Source organism: Kribbella sp. NPDC049584 (assembly GCF_040675555.1).
GTDB lineage: Bacteria > Actinomycetota > Actinomycetes > Propionibacteriales > Kribbellaceae > Kribbella.
In genome coordinates this window covers 52,697-66,481 of the sequence record NZ_JBFAPF010000016.1, presented here as the reverse complement: position 1 = coordinate 66,481, position 13,785 = coordinate 52,697, and the positions used below count along the sequence as shown (strand labels likewise).

15 protein-coding genes are annotated in these 13,785 nt (G+C 67.2%); 8 read left to right on the top strand and 7 right to left on the bottom strand.

Annotation, left to right across the window (positions count from 1 at the left end; all coding sequences use genetic code 11):
- The first annotated feature begins 88 nt into the window (after positions 1-88).
- Complete coding sequence (locus AB0J62_RS38320; RefSeq protein WP_363882107.1) at positions 89-934, top strand: EamA family transporter; 846 nt, start codon at positions 89-91, stop codon at positions 932-934.
- Here AB0J62_RS38320 and AB0J62_RS38315 read toward each other — a convergent pair.
- From AB0J62_RS38315 to AB0J62_RS38305, 3 genes are all read right to left on the bottom strand, one after another.
- On the bottom strand, positions 921-1,733 hold the full coding sequence (locus AB0J62_RS38315; protein ID WP_363882104.1) for an SDR family NAD(P)-dependent oxidoreductase: 813 nt from the start codon (positions 1,731-1,733) through the stop codon (positions 921-923). The two genes, AB0J62_RS38320 and AB0J62_RS38315, sit on opposite strands and share 14 nt — an antisense overlap.
- On the bottom strand, positions 1,730-3,058 hold the full coding sequence (locus AB0J62_RS38310; RefSeq protein WP_363882102.1) for an FAD-binding oxidoreductase: 1,329 nt from the start codon (positions 3,056-3,058) through the stop codon (positions 1,730-1,732). Before AB0J62_RS38310 ends, AB0J62_RS38315 begins: the two co-directional genes overlap by 4 nt.
- Positions 3,059-3,179: 121 nt before the next feature.
- The gene (locus tag AB0J62_RS38305) at positions 3,180-3,689 is read right to left on the bottom strand and encodes a VOC family protein (RefSeq protein ID WP_363882100.1); all 510 of its coding nucleotides are present in this window, start codon (positions 3,687-3,689) and stop codon (positions 3,180-3,182) included.
- A gap of 119 nt (positions 3,690-3,808) precedes the next feature.
- Here AB0J62_RS38305 and AB0J62_RS38300 point away from each other — a divergent pair, with 119 nt between their 5' ends.
- The gene (locus AB0J62_RS38300; RefSeq protein WP_363882098.1) at positions 3,809-4,468 is read left to right on the top strand and encodes an alpha/beta hydrolase family protein; all 660 of its coding nucleotides are present in this window, start codon (positions 3,809-3,811) and stop codon (positions 4,466-4,468) included.
- On the opposite strand, the gene AB0J62_RS38295 is transcribed toward AB0J62_RS38300, so the two are convergent.
- Together AB0J62_RS38295 and AB0J62_RS38290 are read right to left on the bottom strand one after the other, a co-directional pair.
- Positions 4,465-5,592 (bottom strand): serine hydrolase domain-containing protein, encoded by a 1,128-nt coding sequence (locus AB0J62_RS38295; protein WP_363882096.1) that lies wholly within the window; start codon positions 5,590-5,592, stop codon positions 4,465-4,467. The genes AB0J62_RS38300 and AB0J62_RS38295 overlap by 4 nt on opposite strands.
- Before the next feature lie 42 nt (positions 5,593-5,634).
- The gene (locus AB0J62_RS38290) at positions 5,635-8,604 is read right to left on the bottom strand and encodes a PQQ-dependent sugar dehydrogenase (RefSeq protein WP_363882094.1); all 2,970 of its coding nucleotides are present in this window, start codon (positions 8,602-8,604) and stop codon (positions 5,635-5,637) included.
- Between the two features lie 224 nt (positions 8,605-8,828).
- Between AB0J62_RS38290 and AB0J62_RS38285 the strand changes: the two genes are divergently transcribed.
- Both AB0J62_RS38285 and AB0J62_RS38280 read left to right on the top strand, forming a co-directional pair.
- Entirely contained in the window at positions 8,829-9,722 is an 894-nt protein-coding gene (locus AB0J62_RS38285; RefSeq protein ID WP_363882092.1) for a GIY-YIG nuclease family protein, read from the top strand.
- A 27-nt stretch (positions 9,723-9,749) separates the two neighbouring features.
- The gene (locus tag AB0J62_RS38280; protein WP_363882090.1) at positions 9,750-10,370 is read left to right on the top strand and encodes a hypothetical protein; all 621 of its coding nucleotides are present in this window, start codon (positions 9,750-9,752) and stop codon (positions 10,368-10,370) included.
- A 49-nt stretch (positions 10,371-10,419) separates the two neighbouring features.
- Here the strand turns inward: AB0J62_RS38280 and AB0J62_RS38275 are convergent, their stop codons facing one another.
- Positions 10,420-11,160 carry an RNA methyltransferase gene (locus AB0J62_RS38275; protein WP_363882088.1) on the bottom strand — a complete coding sequence of 247 codons (741 nt, stop codon included), beginning with the start codon at positions 11,158-11,160 and terminating at the stop codon, positions 10,420-10,422.
- Positions 11,161-11,466: 306 nt separating this feature from the next.
- Here AB0J62_RS38275 and AB0J62_RS38270 point away from each other — a divergent pair, with 306 nt between their 5' ends.
- Positions 11,467-11,880 carry a hypothetical protein gene (locus AB0J62_RS38270; protein ID WP_363882086.1) on the top strand — a complete coding sequence of 138 codons (414 nt, stop codon included), beginning with the start codon at positions 11,467-11,469 and terminating at the stop codon, positions 11,878-11,880.
- 6 nt (positions 11,881-11,886) lie between these two features.
- Complete coding sequence (locus AB0J62_RS38265) at positions 11,887-12,849, top strand: GNAT family N-acetyltransferase (RefSeq protein WP_363882084.1); 963 nt, start codon at positions 11,887-11,889, stop codon at positions 12,847-12,849.
- Here AB0J62_RS38265 and AB0J62_RS38260 read toward each other — a convergent pair.
- Positions 12,839-13,129 carry a DUF4287 domain-containing protein gene (locus AB0J62_RS38260; protein ID WP_363882082.1) on the bottom strand — a complete coding sequence of 97 codons (291 nt, stop codon included), beginning with the start codon at positions 13,127-13,129 and terminating at the stop codon, positions 12,839-12,841. The genes AB0J62_RS38265 and AB0J62_RS38260 overlap by 11 nt on opposite strands.
- Positions 13,130-13,262: 133 nt before the next feature.
- On the opposite strand from AB0J62_RS38260, the gene AB0J62_RS38255 reads away from it, so the two are divergent.
- Positions 13,263-13,457, top strand: coding sequence for a DUF3072 domain-containing protein (locus tag AB0J62_RS38255; RefSeq protein WP_134105492.1), 195 nt, complete (start codon positions 13,263-13,265; stop codon positions 13,455-13,457).
- Positions 13,458-13,506: 49 nt separating this feature from the next.
- A complete protein-coding gene (locus AB0J62_RS38250; RefSeq protein WP_363882080.1) occupies positions 13,507-13,776 on the top strand; it encodes a hypothetical protein in 270 nt (89 codons plus the stop codon).
- The last annotated feature ends 9 nt before the right edge of the window (positions 13,777-13,785 follow it).

Here is a 13,785-nt window from a genome sequence, read left to right as displayed (position 1 = left end):
ACCGCAGTATCACATGTGGAAAGGATCAGGCCCCGGAGCTTACCGAAACGTCATGGCACTACCGGGTTCTGGTTCCTACCGTGAAGTGATGCGACGGACGGTACCGCCACAGGCATACTTCATCGTCAGCGCGGTCTTCCACTACTTGGGCCCTGCGTTCGCGGTGCTGCTGTTCGCGCGGATCGATCCGCTCGGCGTGGCTTGGTTGCGGATCGCTGCGGCCGGGCTGATCTTCTCGATCTGGCGTCGGCCGTGGCGCGCCTGGCGTCTGCTCTCCTGGGGCACGCGCCGGCTGGTGATCGCGTGGGGTGCCGTCCTCGCGGTGATGAACTGTTGCTTCTATCTGGCGATCGATCGCATCCCTCTCGGCACGGTCGCCGCGGCCGAGTTCGCCCCGGTGATCGTGCTGGCGGCGATCGCGGTGCGTTCGCTACGCAACCTGCTGGCGCTGGTGCTCGCAGTCGGCGGCGTCTATGTGCTGACCGATATCCGTCTGTCCCACGACTGGATCGGGATGGTCTTCACCGCACTCAACGCGGTCCTCTTCTCGGCGTACGTCGTCCTCGGCCACCGCATGGCCCGAGTCGAAGGACTGCGCCGGATCGACGGTCTCGCCCTCGCGATGGGAGTTGCAACCGTCCTCGCGCTACCGGTCGGGCTGCGCGCTGCCGTCCCCGCGTTCGCCGATCCCGCACTTCTCGCTGCGGCGGTAGGAGTCGGCGTGTGCTCGTCGGTGATTCCGTACGTCGCGGATCAGCTCGCGATGGCACGGTTGAAGCGGTCCACGTTCGCGTTGATGCTGGCGTTGCTGCCCGCCACGGCGACGGTGATCGGTGCCGTCGTACTGCGGCAGTTCCCGCGGCCGGCCGAATTGGCAGCGGTTGCGATCATCGTCGTCGCGGTCGGGCTGCATCGCGAAGCTATATCGCCTTGAGCGACAGTTCCTGCCAGTCCGCCCAGGTCTTCAGCCGATCCTCGTAGGCCTGCTTCACCAGCTCGTAGCCCTGCCCGAAGAACACGTGCAGCGGCGGGTTGGGGGAGTCGGCGAGCTCGAGGATCGCGGGCCCGGCCGCGGCCGGGTCGTCGAAGTCGACCGACGCCACGTAGTCCATGAGCGCCTGACGCTGCCCGTCGTACAGCGGGTTCGGGGTCGCGGCCACCCCTCCGGTCAGACCCTCGGTCGCGTACCCGCCGGGCTCGACCACAGTCACCTTGACCCCGAATCCCGCGACCTCCTGGGCGAGCGCCTCGCTCAGTCCCTCGAGTGCCCACTTCGACGCGCAGTACCCGCTGCCGAGCAGGAATCCGGTCAGCCCGGCGACCGACGAGATCTGGATGATGTGACCGCTGCCCTGCTCACGCAGGTACGGCAGCACCGCCTGGGTGACCCAGACCGGGCCGAAGAAGTTCGTCTCGAACTGGTCCCGCAGTTGCTGCTCGGTGAATTCCTCGACCGCGCCCGAGAGACCGTAGCCCGCGTTGTTCACGATCACGTCGAGACGGCCGAAGTGTTCCTTCGCCTGCTCGACCGCCCCGAAGACAGCGGCCTTGTCGGTGACGTCGAGCTCGAGCGGCAGTACTGCGTCGCCGTACGTGTCGACCAACTCGGTGAGGCTCTTCCGGGCCGTCGCGGCCACCCGGTCCCCGCGGGACAGAGCGGCCTCGACGAAGTGGCGGCCGAGGCCGCGGGACGAGCCGGTGACGAACCACACCTTGCTACTTTCCGGGCTCATGCCGGCCTCACGTTGTGGTTGCCGCTGAACAGGTTGGCCGGGTCGTACTCGCGCTTGACCGCCGCGAGCCGCTCGTACGTCGCCGCCGGGTAGACCGCAGCCACGTCGGCGTCATCGGCATCGGACAGGAAGTTCGCGTAGGCGCCGGTGACCTGCGGTGTGAGCTTGTCCCACAGCGCCTGGCGGGCCGGCCGCGTCGCCTCGATGACCGGCGGCGGGCCGATGGTGGTCGTGGCGAACATCAGCTCCGCCTCACGATGCGCGTACGCCGTGGCGTCCGCGGCGACCTGCGACACCGCCCCGCCGACGGTGCGGATCGACATGATCGGGGAGCCCTGCGAGGCGCCGGTCTCGGCGAGGATCCGTAGTACCTCGGGGACGGAATCCTTGTCGACAAAGGCACTTCGGGTGACCAGTTGGATGCCGGGAGGCGGGACCACCCCGTCCACCAGCACCTCGGCGTACGGCCGGAGCCCGATCTCGTCGGCGAGCACCGTGCCGAGCTTGCGGATCGGGTCGATCGCCCGGGCGGCGAGTTCCGCGTCGTCACCGTCGAACGCGACCTCGATCTCCAGCGGCGCGTCCGGGCCGCCGAGGAACGGGTTGGCGAACGACGCGATCGACGTGAGCTCGGCCGGCGCGGTGCGCTGATACTCCGCCCAGCCCTGGAGCACCTCGGCGATCTCGCTTGCCGGGAAGGCGAGCTTGCCGAAGTAGATGTCGGTCGTCGGGTGCGCCGCGAACTCGAACGCGGTTACGATCCCGAAGTTCCCGCCGCCACCGCGGACCGCCCAGAACAGCTCGGGGTTCTCGTCCGCCGACGCCCGTACGACGTCACCGGCCGCGGTCACGATTTCGACGGCGACCAGACTGTCGAGCGCCAGACCGTACTTGCGGACCTTCCACCCGATCCCGCCGCTCAACGTCAGCCCGCCGACACCCACACTCTTGGTGTCACCCGACGAGATCGCCAGCCCGTGCGGTGCCAGCGCGGCCGCGACCTGCCCCCAGGTGGCACCGCCGCCGACGCGTACGACGTGGCGCTCCTTGTCGACGACCTCGATCCCGGCCAGCTTGCCGAGCTCGATCACCACCCCGCCGTCGTTCGTCCCGAATCCCGCGAACGCGTGCCCGCCCCCACGAACCGCCAGCGGCAGCCCGCTCTCCGCCACATACATGACGGCCTTCCGCACATCCTCAACACTCGCCGGCCTGAGGACGTACGCCGGGCTGCCCCCGACCAGCACGGTCCGACTCGCGGCGTCATACCCCGCGTCGTCCGGCCCGACAATCTCCCCACCAAATCCTTCGATCACAACACTCATGACGTTCCTTTGCGCTTGTCCCCAACGAACAATCACCTGACGCCGAGCAACCACCACATGTGACGTGAACAAACCCACATCACACTTCCCCCCGCTATTTCGTCTGCACTCTCGAACCGCTTCAATCCCGACGAGAAGGCCGAGTCAGGCGGGAGCGCATTTCGGTGGCGAAGGATTCCTGGAGGCGGTGCATGGTTGCGGCTTCTTCGGGGTCGGCGAAGAGGGTGGGGAGGTCGGCGGGGTCTACGTCGTAGAGGTGGGTTTGGATCCACCAGATGTTGCCGGCGGGGTCCTTGAGGCGGGCGCCGCGGTCGCCGACGATGCGGGACGTCGTGAGCTCGGTGATGATGGTCGCGCCGGCGGCGACGGCGCGGGTGACGGTGGCGTCGGCGTCGTCGACGTACACGCTGAGGAAGCTGGGGGTGTCCGGCCAGTCGGGTCGGGCGTCGAAGGCCATCACGACCGAGTCGCCGATCGTGATTTCGGCGTGGCCGATCGTGCCGTCCTCGTTGTGGACGGCGAAGGCCGGCTTGGTGCCGAACGCCTCCTGTACGAACTCGAGCCAGGCCGCCGCACCACGAACGGCCACGTACGGAGTCACAGTCGCCTTACCACCGGGGTTCTTTGTCATGCCTTCATCCTCGCCTCAGTAGAGGACAGCTTCCGTCCTCTACCGAGGTTGGCGGCGAACAGGTATTGCTTGGCCTCCTGCCGACACCAAGCCATGCTCCGATCCGGTGAGATTGCCTCATGACGACGTTCATGCTGGTTCCCGGTGGCTGGAAAGGCTCGTGGGCTTATGAGGCGGTGGTTCCGTTGCTGGTGGGGCATGTTGTCCACGCGCTGACATTGACGGGTCTGGGGCCGTCCGACGACGCGGCGACGGTCGCGACCGCCAACCTCGACGTACATGTCGACGACGTACTGCGGGCGCTCGATCACGCAGACCTCACCGACGTGACCCTGGTCGGCCACAGCTACGCCGGCATGGTGATCACCGCCGCCGCGGATCGCGCAGCAGGTCGGGTCTCGCGGCTGGTCCATCTCGACGCCTTCGTACCGCGCGACGGCGAGTTGTGGTGGTCCTTGGTGAACGACTACTTCCGGAAGCTGATCATCGAGGGCAGCGCGACCAGCGGGTACGCCGTTCGCCCGCCGGGCAATGGCGATCCCCGTCGGCGGCCTCATCCGCTTGCTTCGTTCATGCAGGAGATCCGGCTCACCGGCGAGGTCGACCGGATCGCGCGCCGGGACTTCGTCTACTGCTCGGGCTGGGAGGAGCAGACGCCATTCGCCGAGCTCCGCACCCGGCTCGACGCCGATCCCCACTGGCAGGTCCACGTCGTCCCGACCGGCCACAACGTGATGAACGAGGCCCCGCAGTTCGTCGCGGACCTACTGCTCAGCTAGACCAAGCAGCCGCGAACGGCGTCGATCAGGCGGGTGGAGCGGGCGTCACCGTGGCCCACCATCCTGTTCGCGGTATAGGCGAACGCGATGCCGTGCTCGTCGTCGCCGAATGCGAACTGGCCACCAGCGCCATCGTTCGCGAGGCTGCGAGGACCGAGCGTGGGACGGAACGGTGAGTCCAGCAGGAAGCCGGATCCCCAGCGCGCACCCGCGTCGAAGCCCAGGTAGCTGGTGCCGGCGGAGACCTCGCGCGCCGCATCGGTGACGGTGGCGCGCGACAACAGCGGATCGGCGCCGTCGAGCCCGGTGATCGCCGCGGCGTACACAGCGGCGAGGCCCGTTGCGGAGGCCACAGCACCGGCGCCTGGCAGCTCCATCGCCAGCAACGCGGGATCGTTCCATCCGTGCGGGTCGTCGATTCCGGGGAACACCAGAGCACCGTTCATCGACACGATGCGCATCAGCAGATGTTCGGGATCCAACGCCGGCGGTCGACCCTCCGCCTCCTCCAGCCGAGCCAGGTTCGGCAACTCCGAAGCAGGCAAGCCGATCCAGGCCCGCAACCCGAGCGGTTCACCGACGACGGTCCGGAAGTATGCCCCCGGCAACTGTCTGGTCAGCCGTCGCACCACCTCGCCGAGCACGAACCCGAACACATGCCCGTGATACTCGTACGTCGTCCCCGGCTCCCACAGCGGCTTCTGCTCCTCGATCGCGGTGATCACCGGCGTCCACGCCGCGATCTCCTCGAACGAGAGTGTCCTATCCAGCACCGGGATCCCGGCCCGGTGCCCGAGCACCATCCGGCAGGTGACGGCTTCCTTGCCATTAGCAACAAACGAAGGCCAGTAGGACCCGATCGGCTCGTCCAGCGACAACTGCCCCGACTGAGCGAGCAGGTGTACGACGACGCTCACCAGCCCCTTGGCGCAGGAGAACACCGGTACGACGGTCTTCTGCGACCACGGCCGCCCGGGCGCGGCATCGCCGTCCCAGAGCTCGACCACCTTGCGCCCACCGGCGTACACCGTGACGGCCGCGCCCAGTTCCGGGAACAGCGAGAAGTTCTCCGCGAACGTGTCCGCGACCGCGCCGTACCCCTCGTCCACCCAACCCTTGCTCATACGGCAGACGATAGGTCCGGCGCGATCGTCACATCGACTGAATTACGGCAGCACCCACTTCTGGCTGATCGCGGTCGTGCAGGCCGCGAGGATGAGTTTGGTGCCGTTGGCGCTCAAACCGCCAGCGGCATTGAGACACAGGCCCGACGCCGCGTTGACCAACGTGCCGTTGGTCTGTGGCACCCAGCGTTGGCCGGGTGAACCGTCGCAGCTCCACAACACCGCCGGCGTGTTGAGCGTGGTGGTGCGAGCCGACAGACATTTGCCCATCGTGCGGACGGTCCCGTCCTCGAGCGACGGCGTCCACAGCTGGTTCGCCGACGACTTGCAGGTGTAGAGCGTCGTCGGCGTACCGTCCGCGGTCGCGGCCTGGTAGACGTCGATGCACTTGGCGCCGATCCCGGTCGCGAGCCCGGTGTCCTGGAAGACGCCGAACTCCCACAGCGAGTAGTAGCTGCCGGCAACAGCGCGCTTCGTCGCATTGATCCGCACATACCGGGCGTAGTTCGCACTGAACTGCAGGTTGTCAGTGCCGCCGTCGCCGGCCGTCGTCGAGTACACGGTCTTCCACGTCCGCCCGCTCCCGGACACCTGGATCTGGTACGACTTCGCGTACGCCGTCGACAACCAATTGAGCAGCACCCGGTTGACCAGCTGCACCGATCCCAGATCGACCCGGAACCACTGCGGATCGGTCCGCGCACTCGACCAGGCCGTCGTCATCGACCCGTCAACGGCCTTCGACGCCTCCCGCCCCGCGATATAGGTGCTCGAGGCAAGCACCGGTCGGCCACGGGCGAGGTTCCGCTTCACGCCGTACGACGCCGTGTACGTCGTGGCCGCCGCCGGTGCGAAGAGGTTGTGGTTGCGCGCACCGCCGTCCGACCAGGTCGCGAACCGGTAGAGCTGGTTGGCCGAGGACTGCACCGGATCCGCGGACACCGACACGCTCGACCCGACGATCACCGTGGAGGTGAAGGGGGTCTTCGCTGTCGTGTTCAGAGAGGTGACCGGTAACCCGGCAGGGGAAGAGGCGAGCCTCAGCCCGACCGTCTTGGGATCGAGCCGCACGCTCTTCGTGTCGGTCAGTCCTTGCGCGTCCGTCGCGGTCAGCTTGAGTTCGAGGTACGACGGATACTCGTGGTCCGGCGCCGTGAACGTACCGCTCGCGCCCGTCATCGACGTGATCGTGTGCGTGTGGCAGTCGCTCGGACAGTGATGCATGATCAGCGTCCACGTCAGCGCCGACGCCGGCAACGTCCCCTGCTCCGGATCGGTCGCCGAACCCGAGAAGCTGATCGTGTCCCCGACCTTCCACGTCGTCGCCGGACCAGGTGACGTGATCAGCGCGGTCGGCGCCGTATTGGCCACGTTGATCTGCATGGACGTCGTACTGGTCGTATGACCGTCCGACACCTTCAACCGCGCGACGACTTCTCCCGCCGTCGTATACGTGTGCTGGACAACGGACGCCGTCGAGTCGTCGTACACGCCGTCGCCGTCGAGGTCCCACGCGTACGTGAGCGGATCGCCGTCGGCGTCGTTGGAGGCCGTCCCGTCGAACGTCACGGTCAACGGCGTCGGCCCGCTCGACGGGTCCGCGTGGATGACCGCGGTCGGTGGATTGTTCGTCGCGTCGTAGACGTACCGGAGGATCCGCCCGTTGTCGTAGTCGACCGCGAACATGTCTCCGCCCGGACCGGTCTGCAGCTTCGTCGCGCCGTACCCCGAGGCGAATGTCTGGATCTTCGCGGGATCTGGCAAGCCGTTCGAGCCGGGCATCATCGCCCACACGCAGCGTCGGCTGTAGTCCGCGAAGAACAGCGCGCCGTCGTACTCCGCCGGGTAGTTCCCGCCGCCGTAGAACTGCATCCCGGAGATCGACGAGCTGCCGACGGTGCAGGATTCGCCGGTCACGATGTGGTCGCTGTGCTTGTACGTGTAGTACGGCGCTGTGACCGCGGACGGGCCGGCGGCGTACAGGTTCTCGCAGAGGTTGACGTTGATCGCGTCGTACCCCGGCTGGCGGCCCGCGCCTTCGTAGCAAGGCCATCCGAAATTCGTGACCCGGGCGGTCGGGTCGACGATCCGGTCGATCTCCTCCCAGGTCGAGTAGCCGACGTCGCCGATCCACATCTCCTTGGTTCCTGGGCGGAACGTGAACCGCATCGGGTTGCGCAGACCGTTGGCGACGATGCGGCGCGTGTTCAGATCCGCGCTGCTCAGCGCTGGGTTGCCGGGCGCGGCCTGACCGGTGTCGGGATCGATGCGGATGATCGAACCGTCGAGGCTGGTCGGATCGCCGGTCGTCCGTACGTCCTGCGCCCGGAGCGCTCCGCCTTCGGCGGTCGGCGGGGTCAGCGTCGCGCCGACGGCCGCAGGCCCATCACCGCAAGGGTTGTCGGGGGTGACGTCGGACGAGGGGTAGCTGTCCTGCCCGTAGTCGACGTAGTTGAAGCTCGCGCCGTCACCGCCGCCGGCGTACAGCATGCCGTCCGGGCCGAACTCGATCGAGCCGATCGAGTGGCTCGGGAACACCTGGCACCAGTCCTCGACCAGCACCTGCTCGGCGCCGTTCTCGTTCAGGACCGAGAGCCGGGCACTGGCCTGGCAGCCGTCGGCGGTCGGGCCTGGCGGCGAAGGACAAGGGTCGTCGTTGGTGTCCGGCGTACCCCACTTGGGCGTCGGGCCGCCGATCAGTCCGTCGTGGGTGTACAGCACATAGATCCGTGGATCCGTTGGAAAGTTGGGGTTCAAGGCCATGCCGAGCAGGCCGCGGTCCCAGTAGTTGTAGACCTCGGTGCGCAGATCGGCGTACACGCTCGGTGTCGGATCGTCGAGCGAGTCGAAGACCTTGATCAGGCCGCTCTTCTCGGCGACGAACACCCGGCCGTCCGGTGAGAACGCGACGTTCGTCGGATTCGTCAGCCCGGTGAACACCACCTGTTCGCTGAATCCGGTCGGCGCGACCGCGGCCTGTGCCGGCGCGATCACGGCAAGCGGCAGCAACACCAGGACACACAACGCAGGCAGCGCATGACGCAGCCATGTGGCGGATAACCTCACGAAGCCCCCCAGCCTCCCAAGTCCGGCGCTCGTCCTCACAGCCCCCGACGAGCACTCGGATCGCACGCAAGAATGACCTGCCGGTCGCGGCCGCGCAAGCCCAGAAGGGCGTTCGTTTCAAACACTCAACCGACAATCACTCGTTCGATCCGATCGGGCACACTGGGCTGATGATCCGCAGCGTGCGGGAGTTGCCCACAGTGCCCGGCGTGTACCGTTTCCGCGACGATGCCGGTCGCGTGCTGTACATCGGCCGCGCCCGCAACCTGCGGCGGCGCGTGCAGTCGTACTGGGCGAACCTCGGCGACCGTCCGCACCTGGCTCGGATGGTACGGCGGATCGCCCGCGTGGAAGGCGTTTCGTGCGACTCCGAACACGAGGCGGCGTGGCTGGAGCGGAATCTGCTCGAGCATGCGAAGCCGCGATGGAACCGGGTCGAGGGCGGCGCGGAGGTCGTGGGCTACATCCGGCTCGCCACCGGAACCAGGCCAGGGTTGAGTTTCTCGCACACAGTCAGCGGTTCGTTACCGCATTTCGGTCCGTACCTCGGTGGGTTGCGGATCCGGCAGGCGATCTCCGGGCTGCACCGGGTCCTGCCGTTGCAGTACACGGTCTCCGGCGACGGTTCGGCCGAGGAGTTCGGGCGGTTGTTCGGGATCGGGCCGGAGGATCGCGAGGCATTGGCGCGTACTGCGATCGCCGTACTGCAAAGGGATCCGGCCGCGGTGGCGACGTTGCGGGAGGAGCTGGTGCGTCGCCGGGATCGCGCCTCGGCCGGACAACGGTACGAGTTCGCGGCGAAGGTGCAGGGGGAGATCGAGGCGCTCGACTGGATCGTCGCCGAGCAGAAGGTCGCGTGGCTCGAGCCGCGGGACGCGGACGTGTACGGCTGGGCCGACGGCGTACTCGTGCGGTTCGAACTGCGGGCCGGCCGGATGTGCACGTGGACACAGCGGGCGGTGGCTCGAGCGACGGCTCGCGAGCGGGTTGCCTCGACCCCTGAGCTGTGGCGGACGTTTGCTCAGCGGAACGCCGAGCTGGCGGCTCGTCTGCTCAGAGCGTGACTTCCCGACTACGTAGCATGGTGTCCCATGACGCAGCCGCCGGTCCCTCCGAACGAACCGCCGTACCCGCAGGGGCTGCCGCCGCTTTTCCCCTCGCAGCCGCCGCCGAAGCGGTCCCGGGGACTTGTCTTGCTCGTCAGCGGTCTTGTGCTGCTGCTCGGCGTCATCATCGCGGTCGGGGTCATCGTGATCGTCAACCGGGGCGAGAGTAAGCCCGCGGCTCACACCAAGCCGTCGGAGCCGACCGCCGTCGAGTTCCGTCGCGTCCTCACGGTCAAGCCAGGCACCTGTGCCACGCCGGCACCTGCTGGTACGGCGTGCGACGCGAAGGGGATGCGCTACACGCTCGGCAAGGTCGAACTCGACGGCAGTAACGTGACCGACGTCAAGGCGGCGATGCAGGAGAACGGGGTAGGCGGTTGGTACGTCGGCCTGACGCTCGACTCGACGGGCGCCACGCTGTTCGAGCAGCTGACTGCCGCCCTTGCCAAGCAGACCCCGCCCGCGAACCAGTTGGCGATCGTGGTCCGCGGCCAGGTCGTCACGGCCCCGAGCGTCCAGTCCGCGATCCCGGGCGGCAAGGTCGAGATCTCCGGCGGCTACGACCGCGACTCGGCCTCGCAGCTCGCCACGAAGATCACCGGCTAACCGCGGTTGCATCAGCGGTTGGTGATTGCGTCGGCGGTTGGTGATTGCGTCAGCGGTTGGTGACCTCGAAGGCGACGATGGCGGCAGCGACGGCGACGTTGAGGGATTCGACGCCGGCGTGCAGCGGGATCTGCAGGTCGGAGTCGGTGGACACCGTGATGCCGTTCGTCTCGCCGCCGAGCACGTAGACGGCGCGCGGGGCGAGCTCGGTCTTGAACAGCGAGTCCTGCGAGCGGGCGCTCAGACCGTAGACGTGGTAGCCCGCCGTACGCAGCAGGTCGACCGCCGCCTTCGCGGTGGACGCGTTCACGATCGGCGCCTGGAACGCGATGCCGGCCGATGCCTTGATCACCAGCGGCCCGACGTGCGGCGTACCGGCCTTGGGCAGAATGACCCCGTCGAAGCCGGCGCCGGTCGCGGTACGCAGGATCATGCCGACGTTGCCCGGGTTGGTGACGCCGTCGAGCAGGAATACGTTGGTCGGCCGCTTGCCGCGGGTCCGGACGAACTCCTCCAGCGGGGTCATCCGCGGCGCATCCACGTCCGCGACGACCCCCTGGTCGTGCTTACCGTTCCCCGCCAGCCACTTCACCCGGCTGGCAGTCGCCCGCTCGACCGGCGTCCCGTACTTCTCCGCGGCTCTGAGGATCTCCTGCATGGAGCCCCCGGTCGCGTTGTCCGCCAGCACCACCTTCGCCACCGAGAGCTTCGGATCGTGCAACGCCTCCAGCACAGGTTTGCGCCCGTAGACCGTGATCCACTTGTCCCGCGGCGACTTCTTCGATTCCACCCGCCTACGGTACGCCGGACAACGTCACAGCCGGAAAACAGCTCGGTTCAAGCAATTGAATGCCGTCACCCAGCGTCGAATTCCGGGCACTTAAAGATTTCTCGCCAAAATGTCAACTTCGACCTCCCGGGACGCATCGAACAGGTGTCTCAAAGGGGGGACAAAATGAATCTTTTCCATTCCATCCGAACCACGATCGCTGTACTCGCGGTGGCGGCAGTTCCTGCCGTTGCCGTACCCGCAACCGCCTCGGCCACCACAGCCTGCCGGACCGCCTGGGGTTCATTGCCGGAGGCAAGCAATAGGGTGAGCACCGCCACCCTTGCCACGGTCCGCGCCGGCCGGCACGCCTGCTTCGACCGTGTCGTCTTCGACCTGACAGGCACGCCGACCAGTTACAGCGCGCACTACGTTTCGAACGTCTTCCGCGACGGCGCCGGTCACCTCGTCCCGATCCGCGGGGGTGCGAAGCTGGAGATCATGCTCGGCGTCCGCGAGTTCGACGACGACAGGCACTGGGCCTTCCAGCCTGCGAACGATTCGGAGTTGGCGAACGTCGCCGGGTTCCGCACCGTCCGCCAGATCGCGTACGCCGGCAGCAACGAATACGCCGCCTGGGTAGGGATCGGCCTGCGTGCCCGCCTGCCGTTCCGCGTGTTCACACTCGACGGTCCGGGCTCCGGCAGCCGAATCGTCGTCGACATCGCCCATCGGTGGTGAAGCGCGATGACCACCGCCGTACTGCCCGCCGAGTACACGGTCCGGTCTCCTGTGCCTGCCGATTCCCGAGCGATCTTCGCCCTGGTTTCGGCGTACAACACCGGTGTGATCGGATCCGCCGACTGCACACTGGCCGACATCACCAACGGCATCGTTGACCCGGGATTCGAGCCCCGCACCGACGGCTGGCTGGTACTCGATCGGGACGATGTGCCAGTCGGCTACGGGACAGCCTTCGGCAAGGGCAATCGCGACGTGATCGAGGTCGAGGTGCTGTCACGTGCCGCGATGGTCGCCGGCTGGCTGTTCGACCGGTCCCTACGGCGTGCAGCGGAGATGGGACGTGAAGCAGGTCACGCGGAGGTCACTGTCGACAGCTACGTCTACCGCGCCGACGCGTCCCTCCGTGCGCTGTTGTCCGAGCACGAATTCAGCACCGGTACGACGTTCAACCGGATGCGGATCGACCACACCGGACCCGTCGCGGCTCCCGACGTACCGGCCGGGTACGTCGTTCGCCGCGGCATGGACGACGACCAGGCACGTCGGATCGCGCACGACGTGATGATCGACTGTTTCCGCGGTCAATTCGGTTTTGTCGCTCGCCCGCACGAGGAATGGCTCGAAGCTCGCGCGGCAAACGCCAATTGCTCGTGGTCGCAGTTCACTCTGCTCGAACTCGACGGGAAAGCAGTAGCGTTCCGGGACTGCGACGATCGGGATGTCGAGATCGAGAATTGCGGCCATATCAACGGGCTCGGCGTGATCGAGGCGGCTCGCGGGCGGGGTCTGGCCACCTACCTGCTCCGCGACGCCTTCGCCCTCGACGCTGCCGCCGGCCGAACCGGCACGATCCTGTACGTCGACACCAACAACCCGACCCCGGCGCTGCACCTCTACCTGTCGGTCGGCATGCGTCCCACCTTGGTTGTCGAGGGTTGGCGACGCACCATGCCGGCTACACGTTGAGCGGGTTGGTTGCCTTCCCGTCCAGCCAGAGCATGTTGCTCGGGTCGGAGTGCGTGCCCTTGGTGCCGACGTGCTTGTCGCTGATCTGCGCTCCGTTCTTGATCACGTGCACGAGCGCCATCGCGTGCCCGCGGCCGAGGTCGTAGTCCTCTTTGAGCCAGTCGCAGATCACGCCGGCCTTGACGTCCTTGTACCCACGGTTGACTGCCTCGTCGACCAGCTCCCGCGGGGTCCGGCCGGTCTTCTCCTCGATCTTGTCCAAGTACGCCTGGAAAGACATGTTCGTTTCCTCCTGTGATCGTTTGTACGCCTGAGCGTCGATCGACTTCGGCGAAAATCGACACGGTGCATGGAAGTTGATCCTATGGGTACTGGTCGCTCGACAATCGAGCGGATGTTCGACAGGAGGAATGATGACGGTGCACCCAGTACCGGACAAAGATCCGGAGGAGTGGACGACCGGCGAGGAGCCGATGACCGGCCCGCAGGCGTCGTACCTGCACACCCTGGCCCAGGAGGCAGGCGTCGACGTCCCGGACCAACTCTCGAAGGCGGACGCATCCCGCCTGATCGACGAACTACAGGACCGCACCGGCCGCGGGAACTAGGCGTACTCCGGAACCGCTTGGGGCCGGCGCTCGCGGGTACCGGCCGGGTATGGCCACCCAGAAGCAGCGCGCGGCGGCGCGCAAGAACGTGAAATCCGCGATCAAAGGTGCGACGGCCAAGAAGTCGATCTCGCACATGCCGAAGAAGACTCGTACCGCACTCGGCAAGCAGGGTGCTGCGGTCGCGCAACGCAAGCGCACCGGCGGGTCCGAGCCGAAGACGCGGCAGGAGCTCTACCGCGAGGCGCAGCGTCGCGACCTCAAGGGCCGCTCCAAGATGGGCCGCGACGAGCTGGCGAAGGCACTCGGCCACGAGTGAGGCTAGGCC

Bases quoted from the DNA above. Each gene is read 5' to 3' on its own strand.
- AB0J62_RS38320 (WP_363882107.1), top strand. From the start codon at position 89: ATGCGACGGACGGTACCGCCACAGGCATACTTCATCGTCAGCGCGGTC.
- AB0J62_RS38315 (WP_363882104.1), bottom strand. From the start codon at position 1,733: ATGAGCCCGGAAAGTAGCAAGGTGTGGTTCGTCACCGGCTCGTCCCGC.
- AB0J62_RS38310 (WP_363882102.1), bottom strand. From the start codon at position 3,058: ATGAGTGTTGTGATCGAAGGATTTGGTGGGGAGATTGTCGGGCCGGAC.
- AB0J62_RS38305 (WP_363882100.1), bottom strand. From the start codon at position 3,689: ATGACAAAGAACCCCGGTGGTAAGGCGACTGTGACTCCGTACGTGGCC.
- AB0J62_RS38300 (WP_363882098.1), top strand. From the start codon at position 3,809: ATGACGACGTTCATGCTGGTTCCCGGTGGCTGGAAAGGCTCGTGGGCT.
- AB0J62_RS38295 (WP_363882096.1), bottom strand. From the start codon at position 5,592: ATGAGCAAGGGTTGGGTGGACGAGGGGTACGGCGCGGTCGCGGACACG.
- AB0J62_RS38285 (WP_363882092.1), top strand. From the start codon at position 8,829: ATGATCCGCAGCGTGCGGGAGTTGCCCACAGTGCCCGGCGTGTACCGT.
- AB0J62_RS38280 (WP_363882090.1), top strand. From the start codon at position 9,750: ATGACGCAGCCGCCGGTCCCTCCGAACGAACCGCCGTACCCGCAGGGG.
- AB0J62_RS38265 (WP_363882084.1), top strand. From the start codon at position 11,887: ATGACCACCGCCGTACTGCCCGCCGAGTACACGGTCCGGTCTCCTGTG.
- AB0J62_RS38260 (WP_363882082.1), bottom strand. From the start codon at position 13,129: ATGTCTTTCCAGGCGTACTTGGACAAGATCGAGGAGAAGACCGGCCGG.
- AB0J62_RS38255 (WP_134105492.1), top strand. From the start codon at position 13,263: ATGACGGTGCACCCAGTACCGGACAAAGATCCGGAGGAGTGGACGACC.
- AB0J62_RS38250 (WP_363882080.1), top strand. From the start codon at position 13,507: ATGGCCACCCAGAAGCAGCGCGCGGCGGCGCGCAAGAACGTGAAATCC.